The sequence below is a fragment of the Candidatus Vicinibacter affinis genome, from assembly GCA_016714365.1.
Taxonomy (GTDB): domain Bacteria; phylum Bacteroidota; class Bacteroidia; order Chitinophagales; family Saprospiraceae; genus Vicinibacter; species Vicinibacter affinis.
The window spans coordinates 458,173-478,841 of sequence record JADJNH010000005.1 but is presented as its reverse complement, the minus strand read 5'-3'; the positions used below and the strand labels follow the sequence as shown (position 1 = coordinate 478,841).

At 36.1% G+C, this 20,669-nt stretch carries 21 protein-coding genes; 9 read left to right on the top strand and 12 right to left on the bottom strand.

Going from position 1 to position 20,669, the window contains the following annotated elements; all coding sequences use genetic code 11:
* The first annotated feature begins 156 nt into the window (after window positions 1-156).
* The 4 genes from IPJ53_02240 to IPJ53_02225 all read left to right on the top strand — a co-directional run bounded on the left by IPJ53_02240 (window position 157) and on the right by IPJ53_02225 (window position 3,059).
* Window positions 157-297, top strand: a complete 141-nt coding sequence (locus IPJ53_02240) for a hypothetical protein (protein ID MBK7797909.1) — start codon at window positions 157-159, stop codon at window positions 295-297.
* A 7-nt stretch (window positions 298-304) separates the two neighbouring features.
* Window positions 305-967 carry an RluA family pseudouridine synthase gene (locus tag IPJ53_02235; protein ID MBK7797908.1) on the top strand — a complete coding sequence of 221 codons (663 nt, stop codon included), beginning with the start codon at window positions 305-307 and terminating at the stop codon, window positions 965-967.
* Between the two features lie 11 nt (window positions 968-978).
* Window positions 979-2,001, top strand: a complete 1,023-nt coding sequence (thiL, locus tag IPJ53_02230; GenBank protein ID MBK7797907.1) for a thiamine-phosphate kinase — start codon at window positions 979-981, stop codon at window positions 1,999-2,001.
* Between the two features lie 233 nt (window positions 2,002-2,234).
* On the top strand, window positions 2,235-3,059 hold the full coding sequence (locus IPJ53_02225; GenBank protein ID MBK7797906.1) for a hypothetical protein: 825 nt from the start codon (window positions 2,235-2,237) through the stop codon (window positions 3,057-3,059).
* Here IPJ53_02225 and IPJ53_02220 read toward each other — a convergent pair whose 3' ends face one another.
* A complete protein-coding gene (locus IPJ53_02220) occupies window positions 3,060-3,788 on the bottom strand; it encodes a glycosyltransferase family 2 protein (GenBank protein MBK7797905.1) in 729 nt (242 codons plus the stop codon).
* A 49-nt stretch (window positions 3,789-3,837) separates the two neighbouring features.
* On the opposite strand from IPJ53_02220, the gene IPJ53_02215 reads away from it, so the two are divergent.
* Window positions 3,838-4,923 (top strand): 2Fe-2S iron-sulfur cluster binding domain-containing protein, encoded by a 1,086-nt coding sequence (locus tag IPJ53_02215; GenBank protein MBK7797904.1) that lies wholly within the window; start codon window positions 3,838-3,840, stop codon window positions 4,921-4,923.
* A gap of 9 nt (window positions 4,924-4,932) precedes the next feature.
* Here the strand turns inward: IPJ53_02215 and IPJ53_02210 are convergent, their stop codons facing one another.
* From IPJ53_02210 to IPJ53_02160, 11 genes are all read right to left on the bottom strand, one after another.
* Window positions 4,933-5,352, bottom strand: a complete 420-nt coding sequence (locus IPJ53_02210; protein ID MBK7797903.1) for an SET domain-containing protein — start codon at window positions 5,350-5,352, stop codon at window positions 4,933-4,935.
* 146 nt (window positions 5,353-5,498) lie between these two features.
* A complete protein-coding gene (gene pdxH / locus IPJ53_02205) occupies window positions 5,499-6,131 on the bottom strand; it encodes a pyridoxamine 5'-phosphate oxidase (protein ID MBK7797902.1) in 633 nt (210 codons plus the stop codon).
* Window positions 6,132-6,256: 125 nt separating this feature from the next.
* Window positions 6,257-6,703 carry a 50S ribosomal protein L9 gene (locus tag IPJ53_02200; GenBank protein ID MBK7797901.1) on the bottom strand — a complete coding sequence of 149 codons (447 nt, stop codon included), beginning with the start codon at window positions 6,701-6,703 and terminating at the stop codon, window positions 6,257-6,259.
* Between the two features lie 21 nt (window positions 6,704-6,724).
* On the bottom strand, window positions 6,725-6,991 hold the full coding sequence (locus tag IPJ53_02195) for a 30S ribosomal protein S18 (protein MBK7797900.1): 267 nt from the start codon (window positions 6,989-6,991) through the stop codon (window positions 6,725-6,727).
* Window positions 6,992-7,017: 26 nt separating this feature from the next.
* Window positions 7,018-7,470 (bottom strand): 30S ribosomal protein S6, encoded by a 453-nt coding sequence (gene rpsF, locus IPJ53_02190; protein MBK7797899.1) that lies wholly within the window; start codon window positions 7,468-7,470, stop codon window positions 7,018-7,020.
* Window positions 7,471-7,598: 128 nt separating this feature from the next.
* Window positions 7,599-7,907 (bottom strand): hypothetical protein, encoded by a 309-nt coding sequence (locus IPJ53_02185; protein MBK7797898.1) that lies wholly within the window; start codon window positions 7,905-7,907, stop codon window positions 7,599-7,601.
* 5 nt (window positions 7,908-7,912) lie between these two features.
* Complete coding sequence (locus IPJ53_02180) at window positions 7,913-9,103, bottom strand: class I SAM-dependent rRNA methyltransferase (protein ID MBK7797897.1); 1,191 nt, start codon at window positions 9,101-9,103, stop codon at window positions 7,913-7,915.
* 329 nt (window positions 9,104-9,432) lie between these two features.
* Window positions 9,433-9,642: a hypothetical protein gene (locus tag IPJ53_02175; GenBank protein ID MBK7797896.1), complete on the bottom strand. Its 210-nt coding sequence runs from the start codon at window positions 9,640-9,642 to the stop codon at window positions 9,433-9,435.
* 269 nt (window positions 9,643-9,911) lie between these two features.
* A complete protein-coding gene (locus IPJ53_02170) occupies window positions 9,912-11,438 on the bottom strand; it encodes a GH3 auxin-responsive promoter family protein (GenBank protein ID MBK7797895.1) in 1,527 nt (508 codons plus the stop codon).
* 61 nt (window positions 11,439-11,499) lie between these two features.
* Window positions 11,500-12,414 carry a lytic transglycosylase domain-containing protein gene (locus IPJ53_02165; GenBank protein ID MBK7797894.1) on the bottom strand — a complete coding sequence of 305 codons (915 nt, stop codon included), beginning with the start codon at window positions 12,412-12,414 and terminating at the stop codon, window positions 11,500-11,502.
* 38 nt (window positions 12,415-12,452) lie between these two features.
* Window positions 12,453-14,222, bottom strand: coding sequence for a DUF4153 domain-containing protein (locus tag IPJ53_02160; protein MBK7797893.1), 1,770 nt, complete (start codon window positions 14,220-14,222; stop codon window positions 12,453-12,455).
* 86 nt (window positions 14,223-14,308) lie between these two features.
* On the opposite strand from IPJ53_02160, the gene IPJ53_02155 reads away from it, so the two are divergent.
* The 4 genes from IPJ53_02155 to IPJ53_02140 all read left to right on the top strand — a co-directional run bounded on the left by IPJ53_02155 (window position 14,309) and on the right by IPJ53_02140 (window position 20,603).
* Complete coding sequence (locus IPJ53_02155; GenBank protein MBK7797892.1) at window positions 14,309-15,088, top strand: TIGR02757 family protein; 780 nt, start codon at window positions 14,309-14,311, stop codon at window positions 15,086-15,088.
* Window positions 15,089-15,226: 138 nt separating this feature from the next.
* A complete protein-coding gene (locus IPJ53_02150; GenBank protein MBK7797891.1) occupies window positions 15,227-18,004 on the top strand; it encodes an insulinase family protein in 2,778 nt (925 codons plus the stop codon).
* A gap of 171 nt (window positions 18,005-18,175) precedes the next feature.
* Window positions 18,176-19,570, top strand: a complete 1,395-nt coding sequence (locus tag IPJ53_02145) for a Gfo/Idh/MocA family oxidoreductase (GenBank protein MBK7797890.1) — start codon at window positions 18,176-18,178, stop codon at window positions 19,568-19,570.
* Between the two features lie 16 nt (window positions 19,571-19,586).
* A complete protein-coding gene (locus IPJ53_02140) occupies window positions 19,587-20,603 on the top strand; it encodes a tetratricopeptide repeat protein (GenBank protein ID MBK7797889.1) in 1,017 nt (338 codons plus the stop codon).
* The last annotated feature ends 66 nt before the right edge of the window (window positions 20,604-20,669 follow it).

Below are 20,669 nucleotides of genomic sequence, written 5' to 3'. Positions count from 1 at the left end.
ATTTTAAATAAATATATTTATGTTAAAAACATGTAAAAGTATAAAAAAGAAAACATCCCACCAAATAACTAAAATTCGATAGGAATGTCAATAAAACGTTGTTCTGGCCTTTGAATTGCCTGAATGCTTAACTTTGCCCAACATTGAAGTTCAATTATGTTTAAATTAATTATTTACGGGCTTGCAGCTTATGCTGTTTATATTCTTTTTTTTCAAAAGAAAAAACCAACCATTAGGAACAAAAGCACTACTCCTGGAAATGCTTCAGATTTTGCTGAATATGAAGAAATAAAATAGGATCATTTTGAATCAGATATCCACCTATATTCTATACAAAGACCATCACTTTATTTTAGCATTAAAACCTGCAGGAATACCTGTGCAGGAAGACAAGACTGGTGATGCAAGTTTCTTGCGAATGTTGCAGGCCTATTCCAACAGAGATCTCTTTTTGTGTAACCGCATTGACAGACCTGTTTCTGGACTGGTGCTTTTAGCCAAAACTCCACAGGACCAGACTTCTATTAATGCGCAAATGGAAAATGGGCTTTTTCATAAAACTTATCTTGCTCTGATCCAAAAAAAGGACATTTCAAATGCAGGACATTTTAAAAATTATATGATTCATGATACCCAAAACAATAAAGCCAGGATTGTTGAAAGTGCAGACATTCCTGGTGCCAAATTGGCTGTTTTGAACTATAAATGCCTCCTTGAGCTGGACAAATATCTATTAATTGAAATCACAACGGAAACAGGAAGATTTCATCAAATCAGATGCCAATTGGCTCATCATGGACTTTTTATCAAAGGTGATGTGAAATATGGAGCCCGTAGAAATAATAAGGACCGCAGCATAGGTCTTCATTCATGGAAACTAAGCTTTCATCACCCTACTTTAAACAAAGAACTCAGTTTTGAAGCGCCATTACCTGATCACGATATCTGGCCAAATATTAAATTTTAATTCATAAAGCAATGTCCAGAACAGAAATCAACACATTTGGAGAATTCAAATTGATAGAACATCTTACCGATCAGTTTAGTATCTTTCATGACACCACTTTAAAGGGTGTGGGCGACGATGCTGCAGTACTTGACCTTGGGGCAGAAAATGGTCTGTTGAGTACAGATTTACTCATTGAAGGAATCCATTTTGATTTGATGTATTTCCCATTAAAACATTTGGGATATAAATCTGTGATAGTTAATCTTTCGGATATCTGTGCGATGAATGGCATCCCACAACAGATTACTGTTTCTGTTGCCATGTCCAACCGTTTTTCAGTAGAGGCTTTGGAGGAATTATACAGTGGAATTAAATTGGCTTGTGATCTATACAAAATTGATTTAATTGGCGGCGATACGAGTAGTTCTCAAAAAGGTCTCATTATATCTATTTCTGTTTTTGGTCGCCAAGCTAAAGAAAAGGTAGTTTATAGGTCCGGAGCCAAATCCGGGGATTATATTTTTACTACAGGAAATTTAGGTGGAGCTTATCTCGGTCTTCAATTATTGGAAAGAGAAAGACAGCTTTTCCTTTCAGATCCAAACATAAAACCAAAACTGGAAGACCATAAATTAATTGTTGAACGATTTCTAAAACCTGAAGCGAGAAAAGATATTGTGCTTCTCATGGAAAAAGCTGGTGTAATTCCTACCGCCATGATTGATATTTCCGATGGTTTATCTTCTGATTTATTTCATATTTGTAATCAATCTAAAGTGGGTGCATTATTGGAAGAAGCAAATATACCCATTCATGAAGAAGCCCAGTTGATGGCTCTTGAATTCAATTTGGATCCGGTAACCTGTGCATTGAACGGTGGAGAAGATTATGAATTATTGATGACCGTAGATCCAGCTGACTTTGAAAAAATTCGGTATCTGCCTGGGTTCTATTACATTGGAGAAATCAAACCCATTGAAGAGGGCATAAAGATTAAAACTACTGGCGGAAATATTCATACACTTAAAGCGCAAGGTTGGCAGCATTTTTAAAATCAATCATCCATTTTGTTAATTTGATTTAGTCAATCAACGTCTGTCAAATTCAATTTTAATGAAGTGAAATGTTTGAAACGATTACAGAAAATTCAAATTATTTAAATTGGGCTCCCGGACTTGAGAAGGATTTTTGAAGTGGAATAAATAATCCGCATTTTTGATACTTTTGCAGCTTTTACAATTTTTGATTCCTTTTTGCGTTAAAATATATCTCCACAAACGATTTCATGAATTCTACTTTTAAAGCAATTTTTACTTTTCTTATTATCTCTAACTTTCTTAATGCCCAAAGAGGTGCTGAGATTGGGGCTTGGGTCGGAGCGGCCCACTATTTTGGAGATCTCAACAATTTATATCGGCTTAACGAACCAGGGTTAGCTGCAGGTGGCATCTTCAGGTTTAATTTAAACAACAGGGTCAGTCCTCAGATCATGTTGAATTACAGCAGAATTCGAGGTAATGATGCAAAATCTTCCAATTCATTTGATGTTCGTAGAAATCTGGGTTTTTATTCTGATATCATCGAGCTGGCCCCTTCCGTTTCTTTTAATTTTTTTCCATACATCCATGGTAAACAAGATTATACTGTTACCCCACACATGGTGATGGGTATGAGTATATTTTATCACGATCCAAAAAGAAAATATAATGGTGAAGTCTACCAGCTGAGAAGTATTGGAACAGAGGGTCAATTGGCAGGTCAGGAATATGGAACTATTAGCTTGGCTTGGTTGCTGGGTTTTGGGGTTAAGTTTGATTTGAATTACCGTTGGAGTGTCAATGTAGATCTTGATGCACGATTTGCAGTTACGGATTACCTGGATGATGTCAGTACGGTATACCCTGATATTAATTCCTTGCTCAATGCAAAAGGAGCTGCTGCTGCTTTTCTCTCAGATCCCTCTATTACCGGCTCGGACCAGCAGAAAATTGGCCAAAAAGGATTTCAGCGAGGTGACAGCAAAGACAAGGATATGTTTGCAACGTTGGGTATTGGTTTGCTTTATTATTTTGGACGATTGAGTTGCCCGCCTTTAGCCTATCCTGAATAACTATCTGAAAAGATTATACTTCAGAATACAATAAATAGCTCTGAAACCATCCTTCCAATTGATTTTTTTACCTTCCGAATAGGTTCTTCCATAATAGGAAATACCAATTTCATAAATTCTAATATTTTCCACCCGCGCTATCTTAGCGGTTACTTCCGGTTCAAATCCAAACCTCTTTTCCTTTAAATCCAGGGATTTAATAATGTCCGTCCGAAATAATTTATAACAAGTTTCCATATCTGTCAAATTAAGATTGGTAAACATATTAGAAATAAAAGTCAGAATTTTATTGCCAATTGAATGCCAGAAAAATAAGATACGATGTGGTCGCCCCCCCATAAATCTTGATCCGTAAACTACATCAGCAAAATCATCTAGAACCGGTCTAAGCAAATCATTGTATTCATTAGGGTCATACTCTAAATCTGCATCTTGAATAACCAGATAATCACCCGTTGAAAGCTTGATACCATTGTGCAACGCTGCTCCCTTTCCCTGATTTTTTTCATGTTTATGATAAATGAACTTTTGTTCCGGATGGTGATTTATGTAATTTAATAAAACGGTTTCTGAATTATCATTGGAATAATCATTCACCAGCACAATTTCCTTTTCCATTTGGCCAATGAGGCTTACCGCTAATACCTTATCAAGTATAAGATGAATTGTCTTCTCTTCATTGTAAACTGGTATTATAATTGACAATCTTTTTAATGGCACTCCTTCCATAAACCAAACAATAGTATTTGCGTTCTTTATAGTGTAAAGCTACTAAAAAATGAATTTTTATCCCCTTGAGATTATAGGTAAAACACAGGAGTCCAAAGATGCAGTAAGTTTTGAGTTCAGGCCCGAATCCGATCATCCGTTGCTTAACTTTGAGGCTGGTCAGTATGTAACCGTTAAATTTAATCACAATAACGGTGATTTATTGAGATGCTATTCCTATTCCTCTCAACCAGGCCAGAAAAGCTTTTCCATTACTATTAAAAAAGTCAAAAAGGGCAAGGTATCTTCTGCATTATGTGATGATTACAATATTGGGGACACGGTTATGATGGCCGGACCTCATGGTAAGTTCACTGTCAAAACGGATTTTTCAGCCCGAAGAATTTTTTACTTTTTTGCTGCAGGGAGTGGGATCACACCTATATATTCATTGATTCAAAGTATCCTTGAGCAAGAGCCAAAGTCTGAAGTCCATTTGCTATATGGTAACAGACACGAAGAAGACATTATTTTCAAAGACCAATTGGACCGATTGACAAATAATTATCACGGACAATTGTTTGTTGAACACGTTTTGTCTAAACCAGATGGAAACTCTTTGTTTTCCGTTTTTAAAAAGTCTGTCAAAAAATGGACCGGTCTCAAGGGGAGAATAGATTTTAAACACATAGAAAAATTTCTTGAAAATCATCCTGCTAATAAAATTCCGGCAAATTATTTTCTTTGTGGTCCGGGATCATTTATTCAGAATACAGAAAAGATTCTAACTCAGCTTGGAATTGATCGTAATCATATCCATCGGGAGTTTTTCAATCTTGAAAAAGAAATCAACTTTTCTGGTGAAGTAAATACCTCTTTTGTTTTTTCCCAACTGAAAGCAACTTTAGATGGAAAAACTATTGAAATCGAAGTGAATCCTGGTGAAAAAATCATTGACGCATTACTTAGAAAAAATTACAACCCTCCGTTTTCTTGTTCCAGTGGAGCTTGTGCAACCTGTATTGCAAAATTGGTATCCGGAAAAGTTAAGATGGATGTTTCAATGGCTTTGGAAGCAAATGAAATTGAAGCTGGTTATATTTTAACTTGTCAATCAAGGGCTCTGACTGAAGAAGTCGAAATTGTATTTGAATAATTGACCAATTTAATTTGCTTCCTCATCATATTCACATAGTTCCCCGTAATCAATTGTGATTTCTTCTCCTTTTTCAATGTCTCTAATTGCTTCAAAAAAAGCGCCACCATTCACAGAGCGAACGTTTGGTTTGTCATCGTGATTCAGAAATAAAGATAGATCCATCTCCTTAAATCCATTGGCAGGGACATAATATCGATCGCGATCAAAAAGACAATACGTTTCAACTAAATCTTTTGATTCCGGACGCAACTCAGCAACTTCTTTTTTACTTAATTCCACCCATTCTCCCGGAACTTTAGAGAACATCTTCTGACATCCTTTTGGTATGTTTCGTATTGCGAAGACACCGATTCCATGTATAGAGGAAGGCAACAATCTTACATAGGTGTGATGTGATAACTCATTTATTAAATTCTCTTTAAGCATATATTACGATTCAGAAAAATAAATCAATAACCAAAGTAGATTAGAAAATAACTTAAGTCGAATGAGCAAATTTGATTTAAAGGTGTAAATAATAAATTCGTAAACTTCTTCATTCTCAAATTATGAAATTATCCTTTCCGAAAATATCAGGGTGCCAGAATTTCCTTATTCCAATGTCCCTCAAAATTCCGCTTGTAGCAAATGCGATCGTGCATACGCGACTCCCTTCCTTGCCAAAACTCAATGCATTCAGGAACCACCAGATAACCTCCCCAGTGCTCGGGCATGACTACTAATTCTGGATGTTCATTGAGAAATTTTATTTTTTCTTCCAATACTTTTCTATTCGATATTGACTGACTCTGCGGTGAGGCAATTGCTGAAATTCTAGAACCCAGGGGTCTTGAATTAAAGTATTCCTCAGATTCATCAATAGAAATCTTTTCAACTCTTCCTTCGATCCTTACTTGTCGTTCTAATTCTCGCCAGTAAAAAACCAAACATACATTTGGATTTGAATCCATCTCCAGCGCTTTTCTACTCTTATAATTGGTAAAGAAAACAAAACCTCTCTCTGAAATTTCCTTCAACAGCAAATATCTGGAGGATGGTCTTCCTTCTTTGCTTACCGTCGAAAGCACCATTGCATTCGCTTCATTGGCATGAGCACTGATTGCTTCATCAAACCAGTTTCTAAATTGGTCAAAAGGAGAATCAACCATTAAATCGGGATCCAATTGATGCAGTATATATTCTTTACGCAAATCTTTATAATTCATGAAATGACAATTTAAATTTGTTTTGAATTAACCTCCGGTAAAAAAATTAGTTGGTAAAATTAAATAAAAAAGCCGTTCATGATTTTCATCATCAACGGCTTTGCTTATGATTTATAATAATCTAATTATTCAGAAATAACTTCAAAAGCTACTTTAGATACAACCTGCTTATGAAAATCAATTTGGGCATGGTAAGTACCCAATTCTTTAACCTCCTCCAGAATATGAATCTTTTTTCGTTCTACATCTAAGTTGCACTGATCTTTCAGTGCCTGTGCAATCTGAACATTTGTAACAGATCCGAAAATCTTTCCACTGGTTCCTGTTTTGGCTCCAATCTTAAGTGTAACTCCTTCAAGTTGTGCAGCCAAATCTTTGTAAACGTTCAGTTTTTTATTTTCCCTGATTTCGTCCTGGCGTTTTAGTTCATTTAGCCTTCTCATGTTGCCTTCAGATGCAACAATAGCCAATCCCTGCGGGATGAGGAAGTTTCTACCAAAACCCGGTTTGACGCTGACAACTTGATGCTTGTCGCCAACTTTATCTACATCATTTAATAATATAATTTGCATAGACTTAATCTTTTGGTTGAATTATTTAAGAAGGTCTGATAAATACGGAAGAATAGCCAAATGTCTGGCTCTTTTCACCGCTGAAGCAACTCTTCTTTGATATTTAAGAGAGTTCCCGGTAAGTCTTCTCGGAAGAAGTTTACCTTGCTCATTAACAAACTGAATGAGAAAATCTGCATCCTTGTAATCAATGTGCTTCAGGCCGAATTTTTTAAATCGGCAATATTTTTTTTGCTTTTTCCCGATGTTGGGATTGCTGAGGAATTTTATTTCATCTTGCGTAGCCATGTACTTTAAATTAAATGGTGAACAAATTAAACTTCAGGATTTTCGATTTCAGGAGAGGCAACTGCCTCAACTGGGGCTGCTGCCCTTGGCGCCTGATAAGGTCTTCCGGTAGGTTCTTTTACCGGCTTTTCCTTTCTGACTTTTTTACCAATCTTTCCGTTTCTCTTGTCTTCATTGTACTTGACGCCATACTTGTCAAGGCTAACTGTAAGGAAGCGCATAATGCGCTCGTCTCGTTTCAAAGCCAGTTCAACTTTGGCTATGAAGGAACCACTTTCTGCGGAAAACTCGATGCAAAAATACACCCCTGTGGACCGCTTGTTGATAGGATAGGCTAATGGCCTGAGTCCCATTTCATCTACGTGAACAATGCTTGCACCTTCGGTGACCAGCATATCCTGGTAGGTTTGGGCTGTCGATTTAACTTCATCGCCCGACAGCACTGGATCTACGATAAAGCTTACTTCAAAATGTTTCATTTGACTTAATAATTTTTATTAAAGGGCTGCAAAGATATGACTAAGTCCTGAAAACCACAAAAAAAATTGAGTTTTGGCCTATTAAGTTTTAAAATCGCATTTAAACAGACTGTTTAAGTGCCTGAAATTCAAAACTCCCATCCCTTATCTTGAATTGGTTTTACGGAAGTATGCTTTTTATGGTACATCCTTTGCTTTTGACGACGCCAGATCTCCTGTGCCAACAAGTTGGAAATTTGATCTGGCGGACTAAATTTAAGAATCGTGTTTATGACATGCTCTTCAATGTCAAGGCGGTACATATGACTAAATAAAAGACCTGGATCTTTTTCTAATAATTCTTCCACTCTTTCCAAAATCAATTCAATGTACCTTTCTTCATCAGAGGGGTCTGATGGAATGTCAGGGGGTAATGGAGGAAGGTTTAAATTTTCCATTTTCTTCAGTCTGTGATTTCAAGCAATAAACCTTTAAGATAAGATCCTTCAGGGTGGAAAAGGCTCACCGGATGGTCCGGAGCTTGACTGAGCCTTTTAATGATTTTTATCCTTTTCCCGGATTCAATGCCCGCAGCTACTACAGCACTATAAAACAATTCTTCGGTGACCACTTGTGAACATGAAAAAGTAAACAAATAACCGGGACATTTGATTTTGAGTATTGCCCCCAAATTAAGCCTTTTGTAGGCTTGTATGGCTGTATGGCGTTTCGCTAATGTTTTGGCAAAGGCAGGAGGATCAAGAATTATAAGGTCAAATTCATGCTCTTTGATTTGCTTAAAATAACTGATTACATCCTCAGTTTGACTTTGATGTCGACCATCTTGTAAGTTGTTTAATTGAAGGTTGTGCTCCAGTAACTCCATAGCTTTTGCAGAACTGTCAATTGAAACAACTCTTGTGGCACCACCTCGCAATGCGCTTAAACTAAATCCTCCGGTGTAACAAAAGGCATTTAGGATTGTTCTTGATTGAGACAGCACTTTAACCAATAACCGATTGTCTCTTTGGTCTAGGAAAAAACCTGTTTTTTGACCCTGGACTATGTTAATTTCATAAAGTAATTCATTCTCGGTTATTTGTGGCAGACCTTCATTCCCCAAAATAAACTTATTGCCCACCAGTCGGGCGTATTCAGTGGGAAGACTGTCACAACTTTTATCAAATACTGAGTTTATAACCAATTGGTCAACTGATTTAATTGCTTCAACAATCTGGTCTATATGTCTGTGCATGCCTATGGTGTGACATTGAATAACCGCAACATCTTTATATACGTCAATGATTAACCCTGGTAATCCATCAGATTCACCATGCACCAGCCTATAAGCATTTGATGGTATCAAGCCAGCAGAAATAAGTTTTTGTCTTGACTGAAAAGCCTCTAACAATCTCACTTTCCAAAACTTATCTGTAAAATGTTTAGACCCAAACGAAAGCATTTTCACAGCAATACTACCCAAATGAAAATGTCCGAAACCTAGAAATTGTCCTTGTTCATCAAAGACATCGACCATGTCACCATCAGAAATCTTATGATCTTTTTTAAGAATTGCGCCAGAAAAAATCCAGGGATGCTGTCTTTTTATAGAAAATGTTTTGTTTTGGTGCAGAATAACCTTTTGTAACTCCATCTTGATTGATTACTTGGCCCAAATATAGCTCAATGAAATCCAAGGTAGCTTTTGAAATCACTTTCAGTCGCTCAAAAAATGAAACCACCCAGTGAAAAAAGTTTTTTTAGGTAAAAATTCAGGAATATTGCATTTTTTTTGCCCAACTAAGGTTTTTGATTTTATTTTGCAGCTTAAATAAGATCCATGGAATTACATGAACTCAATAAAGGAAGTAAAGGAAGGTGTTTTGTATTCTTCCTCATTTTTCTTTTCCTTTTTATCACCCTGTTGGTATGGGTGTACAATAAAAACTTCCAGCTTAGTTTTTAAAGTAAGTCAGCCGGTAACTAATCTTCCTCGTTTTCAAACAAGAGGATTGTGGCTATTTCATACTGGCCTTCTTTCACATACAGATCTACTCCACCAAGCGAGACCTGGATGGCTCCTTTACTCTTAGCCATTAACATAGCCTCAATGCCGTTTTTAATCAGTTGAATTTTCTTAATTTCAGCTTTGTAGCTGTCTCTAAGAGTCATAATTTTCTTCCAACCTTGCATAACAGAGTTTTTTATATAAAAACAAATTTATATATATATTTTTATTAATATGTAATATTTGCTAAACTATTTTTCAAAAAATATTTATATTATATATTTTTATATATATTATTAATTGATATTGTATGTATTATTAAATATTAAAATTTATAAAAAAATTATTGCATTTGCCCAAATATCCTTCTGGCAAAGGTAATCTCCAGCATAAAAGGGTTGAAAACCCTTAAAAAATTAGGACTTCAAAATAAAAGTGGAAGGATAAATTCAAGTTATGATTTTGAATTCATCATGTTTAGAATTTCATCAATATACTGACGCGTATTTGACAGTCTAGGGACTTTTTGTTGTGCCCCAATTTTGTTTCGGAATTTCATCCATTCCATAAAAGTACCTTCAGGGGCAACGTTAAGTTTAAGGTTATCTAGAGCCAGGTTCTTATACCTTTTGGCTTCATAATCAGAATTAACCCTTTGTAGATTTTGATCGAGGGCTTTGGCAAAAGCAATTGGATCTGAAGGTGATTTCTCAAATTCAATGACCCACTCATGTCCTCCTTTACTTTCATTTTGGAGAAATATAGGCGCAACGGTATATTCCTTTACCATTGCCTTAAAAGTGGCACAGGTATCCGCTAAAGCCTGATCAGTGTTAGATACCATTACTTCCTCACCAAACACGTTGATAAATTGCTTTATCCTACCAGTGATCTTAATTTTATAAGGTTCTGTGGATGTAAAGCAGATGGTATCCCCTATTTTATATCTGTATAAGCCTGAGTTGGTCGTGATCACCATTGCGTAGTTCTTACCTATTTCTACCTCCGACAACAAATGGGTTTTTGGGTTCTCCTCCTCCCATTCACTCATTGGGATAAATTCGTAAAAAACACCATTATCCAAGAGCAGAAGCATGTCATCGTGGTCAAAATCATATTGCACAGCAAAATATCCTTCACTCGCATTATATGTCTCCATATATCGCATGTCCGGGGAAGGAAAAAATTGTTCAAAGGGTTTACGGTAAGGAACAAAACTCACTGCGCCATGAACAAAAACCTGCATGTTTGGCCAAACGTCATGCATATTATCTTTCCCTGTTAATTCAAGGATTTTCTTAAACAATACCATAGACCAGGTAGGCGTTCCTGCAACCATTGTAATGTCTTCTTTACTACATATACTGGCAATTTTATCAAGCTTTTCTTCAAAGTTTTCCAATAAATTGATTTCAAGACCAGGAGTTATAAAATTAAGAGCGATCGGATTCAATCTACTAAAAATAACCGCAGAAACATCTCCAACAATACTCCCTGGAAATTCGGGGATATCATCTCTCAAACTACCTGCAAGCAAAATACTTTTCCCAACTACAATCCTGGGATTTACTAAATTATCATACAATCGTGAAACCAACCGCCAACCTCCCTTAGTGTGGCATTCTTTATGATTTTCATTGGTGACTGGGATGTATTTACTCTTATCTGAAGTTGTTCCTGATGACTTTGCAAAATACTTAACTCTTCCAGGCCAGAGTATATCCCTTTCACCTTTCATCATCCGATGGATATCGGCTTTTATGTCATCATATTCAAAAATCGGAAGTGTAGACTTCCAGTCCTTTGCCTCATCCACATCTTTAAACGAATACCGTTGTCCCCATTCAGTGGATTCTGCCCTTTTAAGAATTTTCTTTAACTGCTTCCATTGAACTTCATGAGGATGCCTGATAAACTCTTCAATCTCTCCTTTATGAATTTTGAGGTACTGCGCCCAGAGTGAGTTAATAAGGTTTTTCATAATTCAGTGACAAGGTAATATGCCCAAAATTAAAAAATTAACCCACTATTTTATGTCAATTTTATTTTGGGATCCAGATTTTATAGCTCTTGCCTGATTTTATAGGCAAGGTTGATTTCAAAAGCCAGGGATTATATATCTTCAATTGCCGATATGTAATATCATACTGATGAGCAAAATCAGCTAAACTGCTTAGGGTAGTGTCGACCTCTACAATTTCATATTTATTTAAAGGTTCATACAAATCTACATTGGTTAGAAAATAACCAAAACGCTCGGGATCCTTCATAATCTCCTTGATGGCCAGAATTCTAAAAACATACCTGTTCGTTTCTTCGCTTAAATTTAAATCATAATAGTTGTTCTCCTTTTGTTCATTCAGCGCATTTTGAAGAGCTGTAGGTCCCATATTGTAAGCAGCTGCAGCCAAAGTCCAGCTGCCAAATCTATCTTTTAGTTTTTTAAGATATTTGGCAGCAGCCCTGGTAGATTTCTCAAAATGATTTCGCTCATCAATATACTCATTTATCTCAAGGCCAAATTCACCTGCAGCCAATTCCCTGAATTGCCAAAATCCCTTAGCACCGGAGGAAGAAACTGCATTTCTAAGTGAGCTTTCAGCAATAGCCAAATATTTTAGGTCATCAGGTACTCCCTCCTCTCTAAATATGCTCTCGATAGTTGGAAAAAACCTCTTGCACAATTTAAGATTAAGAATGGTTGAAGAATGCTGGTAAGTATTTAATAAAAGTTCCCTGTCTAATCTTTCTGCCACATCAAAATAATCAACTGGAACAGTCTCTCCAGAGAAGCTTATATGGTCTCCCAACTTAATTGCGTATATCCTTTGAGGTAAAGGATCAAAAGAAAAATTATAAGGGGTTTTAGTGGCTACAAACAAAACACCTACAACAAAAAAAAATGTAATACTAAAAATTACCCACCTAAATCTAATCCTAGAATATATTTTTCCCATGACCTTACAAAGTTACATTAATTAAAATAATACTGGTTTTACTTCAATAAATTCAATCGCAAGCTTTCTATTTTATAGCCATCCTCCGATTCCACAATGGAGAACTGACGCAAAAGAACCGTAAATTTCGATCCATTTAAATTATAGGTAAAATAATACAACTTAAGCTCATCTCCATTCTTGTGCCCTGGAATTTGCCAAAGGTTGGCATATTTAGACTGGAGGCTATCTACAATGTTTAAATGTAAAGGCTCAAAATTTTCAACGGTCACGATTCCATCCTTTCTATCTTCCGATATAATTAAATTATATTTTTCCCTTTGTTCTGATTTCAATTGGTCAGCATATGCCGACATTTCAGCAACCAGATTTCCACTTAATTTCTCAAAAGAAACCGATGAATATCCATCCATACTGTAACTTATGCTCTCATTGGATAGCTCATTTCCAATAGTCTTATAATTTAATGTTTTAATCATAAGATCTGTTTGGAGATATTTATCAGACTGATTGATCATTTTTATTTCCTGTTCATTGTTCAATTTTTCAATGTAGGGATTCAACTTACTTCTGGATGATAAATAATTTAAAATGTTTTTAAATCTTTCCATTTTTTCAGCATCAAGTTCTACCCCCCTTGTCCATGCCCCGTCTTGAAACAGTCCATTTTGCTCAATAAACTTATCCAATTGATTTGTCTGACTTTTCCATGACAATTGGTAAACATTAAATGGACCAAAAGCCAAAAGCAAACAAATAATTGACAGACTGATGGGGATTAGCTTCAATAATCCTTGTTGAAAAATAAAATGTACACTAATGATGAATAACCAGATAGCTGCAGAGGCAACCAGAATTCTTTCTTCAGTCAATCCATAATCGGAAATCCTTTTAATAATAGCCACTGCCAAAAGGAGTAATACCGGTATCAAGGAAATAAAAAAATATTTCCTAAACCACCACAATATTTTTGAAGAGTTGTATTCCGGTAATAAGTAGTTTAATAGATAGGTAAATACACCGACCATTGAGAATCCAAGGCATAAACTACCAACCCATCCCTCAGGTAATTGCCATTGAATTAATATTTTCAATCCATAACTATATAAAATCAAAAAATACAAAATTGTCAAAGGAATAAGGATAAATTTTACAACTATTAAATTCTGTTTATAATAATCGAACTCTTCCTTTTCTTGAATTAATTTTTCGGGAACATTAGCGGCCCAATAGGTGGTACTGAAAAATCCAATTACCAGGATAGGAATATCGGAATAAATCTGTTCATACCATTTAAATTCAAATAATGCCCTTATGGCTGCAACAGCACCTTCAAGTCCTGCAATTAAAAGTATGGTGTATAAAACGGTCAAAAAAAGGCTGATAAAGACTTCCTGATTAAATATCCAATAGGTGGAGTTCTTCCTTTCCAGGAAAAATCCATTGAATGAAACCATCAGGATAGATGTTATGAAACTTAAAAAGCAAGCATACCTATATTCCGGAGAATCTATATCCTTAATATACAAGGACAGAAAGACGACTATTATTACAGCCAAAAAATAAATTATCCATCTTTGTATTTTCTGTCTAAATATGGATTCATGAATCAATTGTGCCGAAACAAGCAAGGGAAAGCCAACATGAAGACCAAACAAAATGGGACTCCAAGATTGAAAATGCTCCTCTTCTCTTGATAGCCATAAGTAAAGCATGGCAGCTGTATAAGCCATTAGGAGGCTGATTGGAAACCGCTTGAATGCAATCAGGAATGCGGGTATTAGACCTTCTAAACTCAGAAATTTCATAGGCAATGTTTAGATGTTGTTAACGTATTTGGTTCATAACCTTGTATTTTTGGCCGGAAAATTAAATTTACTAACTTTTGGATGAAATTCTAATTAAAGAGATACTTGAGCGCTATTCGGCACATTATAATAACCTGAGTTTCATTAACCTAGATCCAATTCAAATTCCACACCGATTCACAAAACCTGAAGATATTGAAATAATTGGATTTTGGGTAGCCATGCTTTCATGGGGAAATCGTAAAACAATTATATCAAAAGGAACGGATTTGTGCCGATTAATGGAAGACGCCCCACATGACTTTGTCCTAAACCATCTGGATTCTGACAGAAAGAAGTTTAGCACATTTATTCATCGTACTTTCAATGCTGCTGATAGCTTTTACTTTTTAGAATTTCTACAAAATTGGTACGGTAAGAACAAAAGTCTCGAATCTGCTTTCCTTCCCACTTTTCACCATCAGGATCTAAAATTGGAGGTACTTCTTGAACAGTTTTATCATAACTTTTTCTCTATGGATTTAGTACCTGGCAGAACCCGGAAGCATGTCTCAAGACCCTCTTCAGGATCAAGATGTAAACGTTTGTTGATGTATCTGAGATGGATGGTCAGGAAAGACCAAAATGGAGTAGATTTTGGACTTTGGAATAATATCAAACCATCACAATTAATGATTCCTTTGGACGTTCATGTTGAGCGTACTGCACGAAGGCTGGGTATGCTCACCAGAAAGCAATTGGATTGGAAGTCTGTTATAGAAATCTCAGATTTTTGCAGTCGTCTCAGACCCGAGGATCCTGCATATTATGATTACGGACTTTTTGGAATAAGCCTTGAGAACAAAATCCTTGAAAAAAATATTTAAATCAACTACGAACATATTCGTAGTTTTGTCGTTTAGATCTTAGTGTAAATTTTAAATTTAATATTTTATATGCGAAAACAGGTTATTTTAATTGGATTATTGCTATTTTCTTTCAACTGCTTCTCCCAGTCAAAGGGAATGAGCATAAAGAATAAAAAGGTTGTGGAAGCAGCCACCAACAAACCGGCTCCTACAGAATCAAAACCGAACTTGTCAAATGCTGTTTCCAATAGCTCTGGTTTAACTACCAGTTTGCCCAGTGCAACAAAATTGACAACAGTAGAAGGAATTACAGAATATTCCCTACCCAACGGCTTTCGATTTTTGGTTTTTCCAGATAATTCGAAGCAAACCATAACTGTCAACATTACCTATAAAGTAGGCTCCAGGCATGAAGCATACGGGGAAACAGGGATGGCTCACTTACTGGAGCATTTAGTTTTCAAAGGTACTCCCAATCACCCGGACATTCCCAATGAGCTTTCCAGTCATGGAGCCAGACCAAATGGGACGACCTGGTACGACAGAACTAATTATTTTGAAACATTTTCTGCAACTGAGGAAAATCTAAAATGGGCACTTGACCTGGAAGCCGACCGAATGGTTAATTCCTATATTGCCAAAAAGGATTTGGATAAAGAAATGTCTGTTGTGAGAAACGAGTTTGAATCTGGTGAAAATGATCCCGGTGGAGTACTGATGGAACGTGTCATGTCCACAGCCTTCCTATGGCATAATTATGGAAATACTACTATTGGTTCAAGATCAGATATTGAAAAAGTCCCAATCGAAAGACTTCAGGGCTTTTACAAAAAATACTATCAACCCGACAATTCTGTATTAATGGTTGCGGGGAAAGTAGACGAAAAGAAAGTCGTTGAATTGGTCACTGAATATTTTGGTAAAATTCCTAGACCGCAAAGAGAATTAATCCCTACCTATACTGAAGAACCAGTCCAGGACGGGGAACGATTGGTAACACTTAAGAGAGTAGGAGATGTTCAGGTTGCATCTTGTATGTACCACATCCCTCCTGGTTCGCACCCTGACGCTGCTGCCATGGACATTCTTACTGACATACTTACCATCGAACCATCCGGAAGGCTTTATAAGGCATTGGTTGAAACTAAAAAGGCCTCACAGATTTATGGGTGGTGCGCTACTTTGAACGAACCTGGATTTGTATACTTTAATTCACAGGTGAGAAAAGAAAGCAATTTAGAAGAAGCAAAAAATATTCTTTTGAATACCTTGGATCAACTAGGAAGTAACCCAATTTCGAAAGAAGAGGTCGAAAGGGCTAAAAACAAACAATTGAAAGATTTGGAATTCTTGTCTCTAAATACTGAAAGATTAGGAACCTCAATCAGTGAATATATTGGTATGGGAGATTGGCGTCTCGCATTCCTTTACAGAGATAACATTAGAAAAGTTACAGTTGAGGATGTTCAAAGGGTGGCTGCAACCTATTTAAAACCATCTAACCGTACTGTAGGTCTCTTTATTCCTGAAGATAAACCAAATCGTGCAGAAATTCCTCAGGCTCCGGACATTGCTGCTCTGCTGAATGGGTATAAAGGAGACCCTCCTAAAGCTCAAGGTGAAGAGTTTGATCCTTCCCCAATGAATATTGAAAGTAGAACCCACCGGGGTCAGGAAAGCAAATCAATTAAATGGGCATTCCTTCCGAAAACTACAAAAGGCAATATGGTAAATGCTACATTGACTCTGCGAATGGGTGATGAAAAGAGTTTAAAAAATATGGCTTTAGTCAGCCAATTCACAGCATCCATGCTTGACCGTGGAACTAAATCCTTGAATCGTCAACAGCTAAAAGATGAATTTGACAGATTGAAAGCCAGAGTTAATGTTTTTGGGTCAGGGGGAATAGTAAATGTCTCTGTTCAAACCACCAAGGATAACTTGCCATCTGTTATGAAAATCGTTGCTGATATGCTAAAAAATCCGGCTTTTAGTGAGAAGGAATTTGAAGAACTGAGAAACGAACAATTGGCTGGAACGGAGGAACAAAAATCAGATCCACAAGCTTTGGCCAGTAATGCACTAAGCAGACATCTTAATCCATATCCTAAAGGAGACATACGATATGTGATGACACCGGAAGAAGAAATTGAAGCCATCAAGGCTCTTAAACTGGAGGAGTTGAAAAAATTTCATACCGATTTTTACGGTGCGAATAACTCAACAATGGCTGTGGTAGGAGATTTTGATGAGTCAACCATCAAAACTCAGGTTAATAAAGATTTTGGTAAATGGAACAGTAAAAAACCATTTGCCAGAATCGAAGACAAATACATAGAAGTTCCCAAAACGGAACTTAATATTGAGACTCCAGATAAAGCAAATGCAATCTTCTTAGCCGGATGCAATCTTCAAATTAAAGATAGTGACCCGGAATACGCGGCAATGGTCATGGGTAATTACATCCTGGGAGGCGGCTTTCTGAATAGTCGATTGGCAACAAGGATACGCCAGAAGGAAGGTATTTCCTATGGTGTTGGTTCCATGTTTTCTGCGGATGCATTAGACAAATCTGGTAATTTTACGGTTTATGCGATTTATGCTCCTGAAAACAGGGATAAATTAGAAAAAGCATTTAAAGAGGAAATTGGCAAGATGCTTAATGAAGGTTTTACTGCCAAAGAACTTGAAGATGCTAAATCCGGAATACTGCAATCAAGAAAGGTCAATAGATCTCAGGACAACAGTTTGGCAAACTCCTTGAACAGATATAACTTTTTAAATCGCAATTTTACATTTGATGAAGAGTTAGATAAAAAACTTTCTACTTTAACGGTGGAGGAATTGAATCAGGCAATGAAAAAACACATTAACCTCGACAAAATCAGCTTATTTAAAGGTGGCGACTTTGCAAATAAAATTAAAAAGCCATAAAAAGTATCATAAAAAGTAAACTTGAGAAAAGCGGCATTTGGATAAATCCAAATGCCGCTTTTCTTTTAATGTATTTTTGTAAAATGTTGAATCAGGATTGAGCCCAAAAAAATAAAATTTAATATGCATTCTTGTATTTATAATTTTTACTTTTACTAAAACTAAAGAAGTATGTCAAATCAATACAGTAGGAGAGTATTATTAAAGCTTTTTGGACTCAGCGCAGGTTCAATTACATTTCCTTTTAATGATTTGAAAAATACTGTTGACGCATGGTTTGATGCTATTGACAAGTATCCGGTCAAACCAGTCGAAAGAAAAATTACTGCCATCACCTTAGGTGCCGGAGCAAGAGGGAATACATATGGAAATTATGCCATTGATTTTCCAGATCAGATTCAAATTATTGGGGTAGCAGAACCAATTCCTATTAGAAATGAGCGATATGCGACCAAGCACAAAATTAAAGAAGAAAATAGATTTGTTACCTGGGAACATGTCTTCCAAAAACCAAAATTTGCTGATGCTATTATCATTACCACACCTGACCATTTGCACTTTGAACCATGTATGAAGGCTCTTGAAATGGGTTATGATGTTTTGTTAGAAAAACCCATGGCTCAGTCAGAAAAAGAATGTCGTGCAATTCTTAATAAGGTAAAAATGACCAAAAGGATCGTTGCTATATGTCATGTATTGAGATATGCGCCTTACTTTATAAAACTTAAAGAACTTATTCACAGTGGTGCTATCGGAGAACTGATCAGTATTCAGCATTTTGAACCGATAGAACACATCCATATGTCGCACTCATTTGTAAGAGGTAACTGGCATAATTCAAAAGAAACCACTCCCATTATTCTGGCAAAGTCCTGTCATGATTTAGACATCATGAGATGGCTTATAGGCAAAAAATCAAAACATATAGCAGCCTTTGGAAACTTAAAATGGTTCACTAAAACAAATGCTCCGGAAGGTAGTACCAATAGATGCATGGATGGATGTAAAGTGGAATCTTCTTGCCCATATTCGGCTAAGAAAATCTATTATGATAAAAGATCATGGACATATGTATTTGACCTACCCATAAAAAAAGAAGAACAGGGAAATGCCATTTTGGAATATTTAAAAACGACAAATTATGGAAGGTGTGTCTACAGAATGGAGAATGACCAACCTGATCATATAATTTGCTCAATTTTATTCGACAATGATATTACAGCAAATTTTAGCATGGAAGCTTTCACGTCCTATGGAGGACGTAGAACCAGGGTTATGGGAAGCATGGGTGACATTGTGGGTGATATGTCCAAATTTACCTATACCAATTTCAGGACTGGAAAGGCTATAGACTGGGATAACTCCCTGATAGAAGATGGAGTTTATAAACATCATGGACATGGTGGCGGTGATTACAGATTAATGAATGATTGGGTAGCAGCTGTTTCAGCACAAAATGAATCACTTTTAACTTCCACTATTGAGGATTCTATTGAAAGCCACATCATGGGATTTGCAGCTGAAAAAAGTAGGTTGAAGAAAAAAATTATTCCTATAAAACTATAAACTACCGTTCGAAAAAATGCGAAAAATAACATTTCAGATTCTGATAAGCACCTTAACCATTGCGTCTATAATAGAAATAGTTGGCTGTAGAGAAAAAAATAAGGAAAGTCAGCCACTTGGTGATAACAATGATCAAGTCTCGATTCAATGGATCAGTCAACAAATAAATCAGAATCCAAATTCTGATAGCCTTTTTATTAAGAGGGCCAACTTGTACCTGGAATCACAACATGCTGACTCAGCAATTCTTGACGCAAAAAAAGCAATCGAATTAAATCCAAAGAATCCTGAATACTATTACTTCCTTTCTGATGCTTACATTCTTGCCTTGGATTCAAAGAATGCATTGTCGGTTATGGACACTGCCATCCTACTTTTTCCGGAAAATTTGGAAACGCTATTAAAAAAAACCAGACTTCAACTTATTCTAAAGCAGTATATGAATGGTTTGGCTACTCTAGACAAGATATTTTTAATGGATCCACAAAATGCATACGGATACTATCTCGCAGGACATATATTTTATGAATCAGGAGACACTGGCAGAGCTATAAACAGTTATCAAAAAGCAACAGATATTGATCCAGAGTTGCGCGAAGCTTGGATTCAACTAGGAGACGTAATGTCCATTCTTAAAAATCCATTATCCATTCGATATTATGACAATGCAATTCGCCTAGACAGTAATGATGTTGAAACCTTGCACAATAAAGCTTTTACTCTACAAACACTCAATAGAAAAGGAGAAGCTATTCAACAATATCTATCTAATATTAAATCCTTTCCCGACTTTGAACTTAGCTATTACAATTTGGGCTTATACTACCAGAGTCTAGACTCTATCGATAAGGCAATAACATACTTAACACATTCTATAAATCTCAACCCGAGTGAACCAACAACTTATTATCAAAGAGCCAAATGTTTTTTGGCGATGAATGAAAAGACTAAAGCAAAATTGGATTTAGATGAAGCTATAAAATTAAATCCAGAATATGTTGAGGCAAAAAAGGAACAGCTAAAATTAAAATAAATTTTTTTTTACTGGCTACATGTAATTAATCCGGAGTTGTAGACATGTCTAAAAAATAAAATTTTC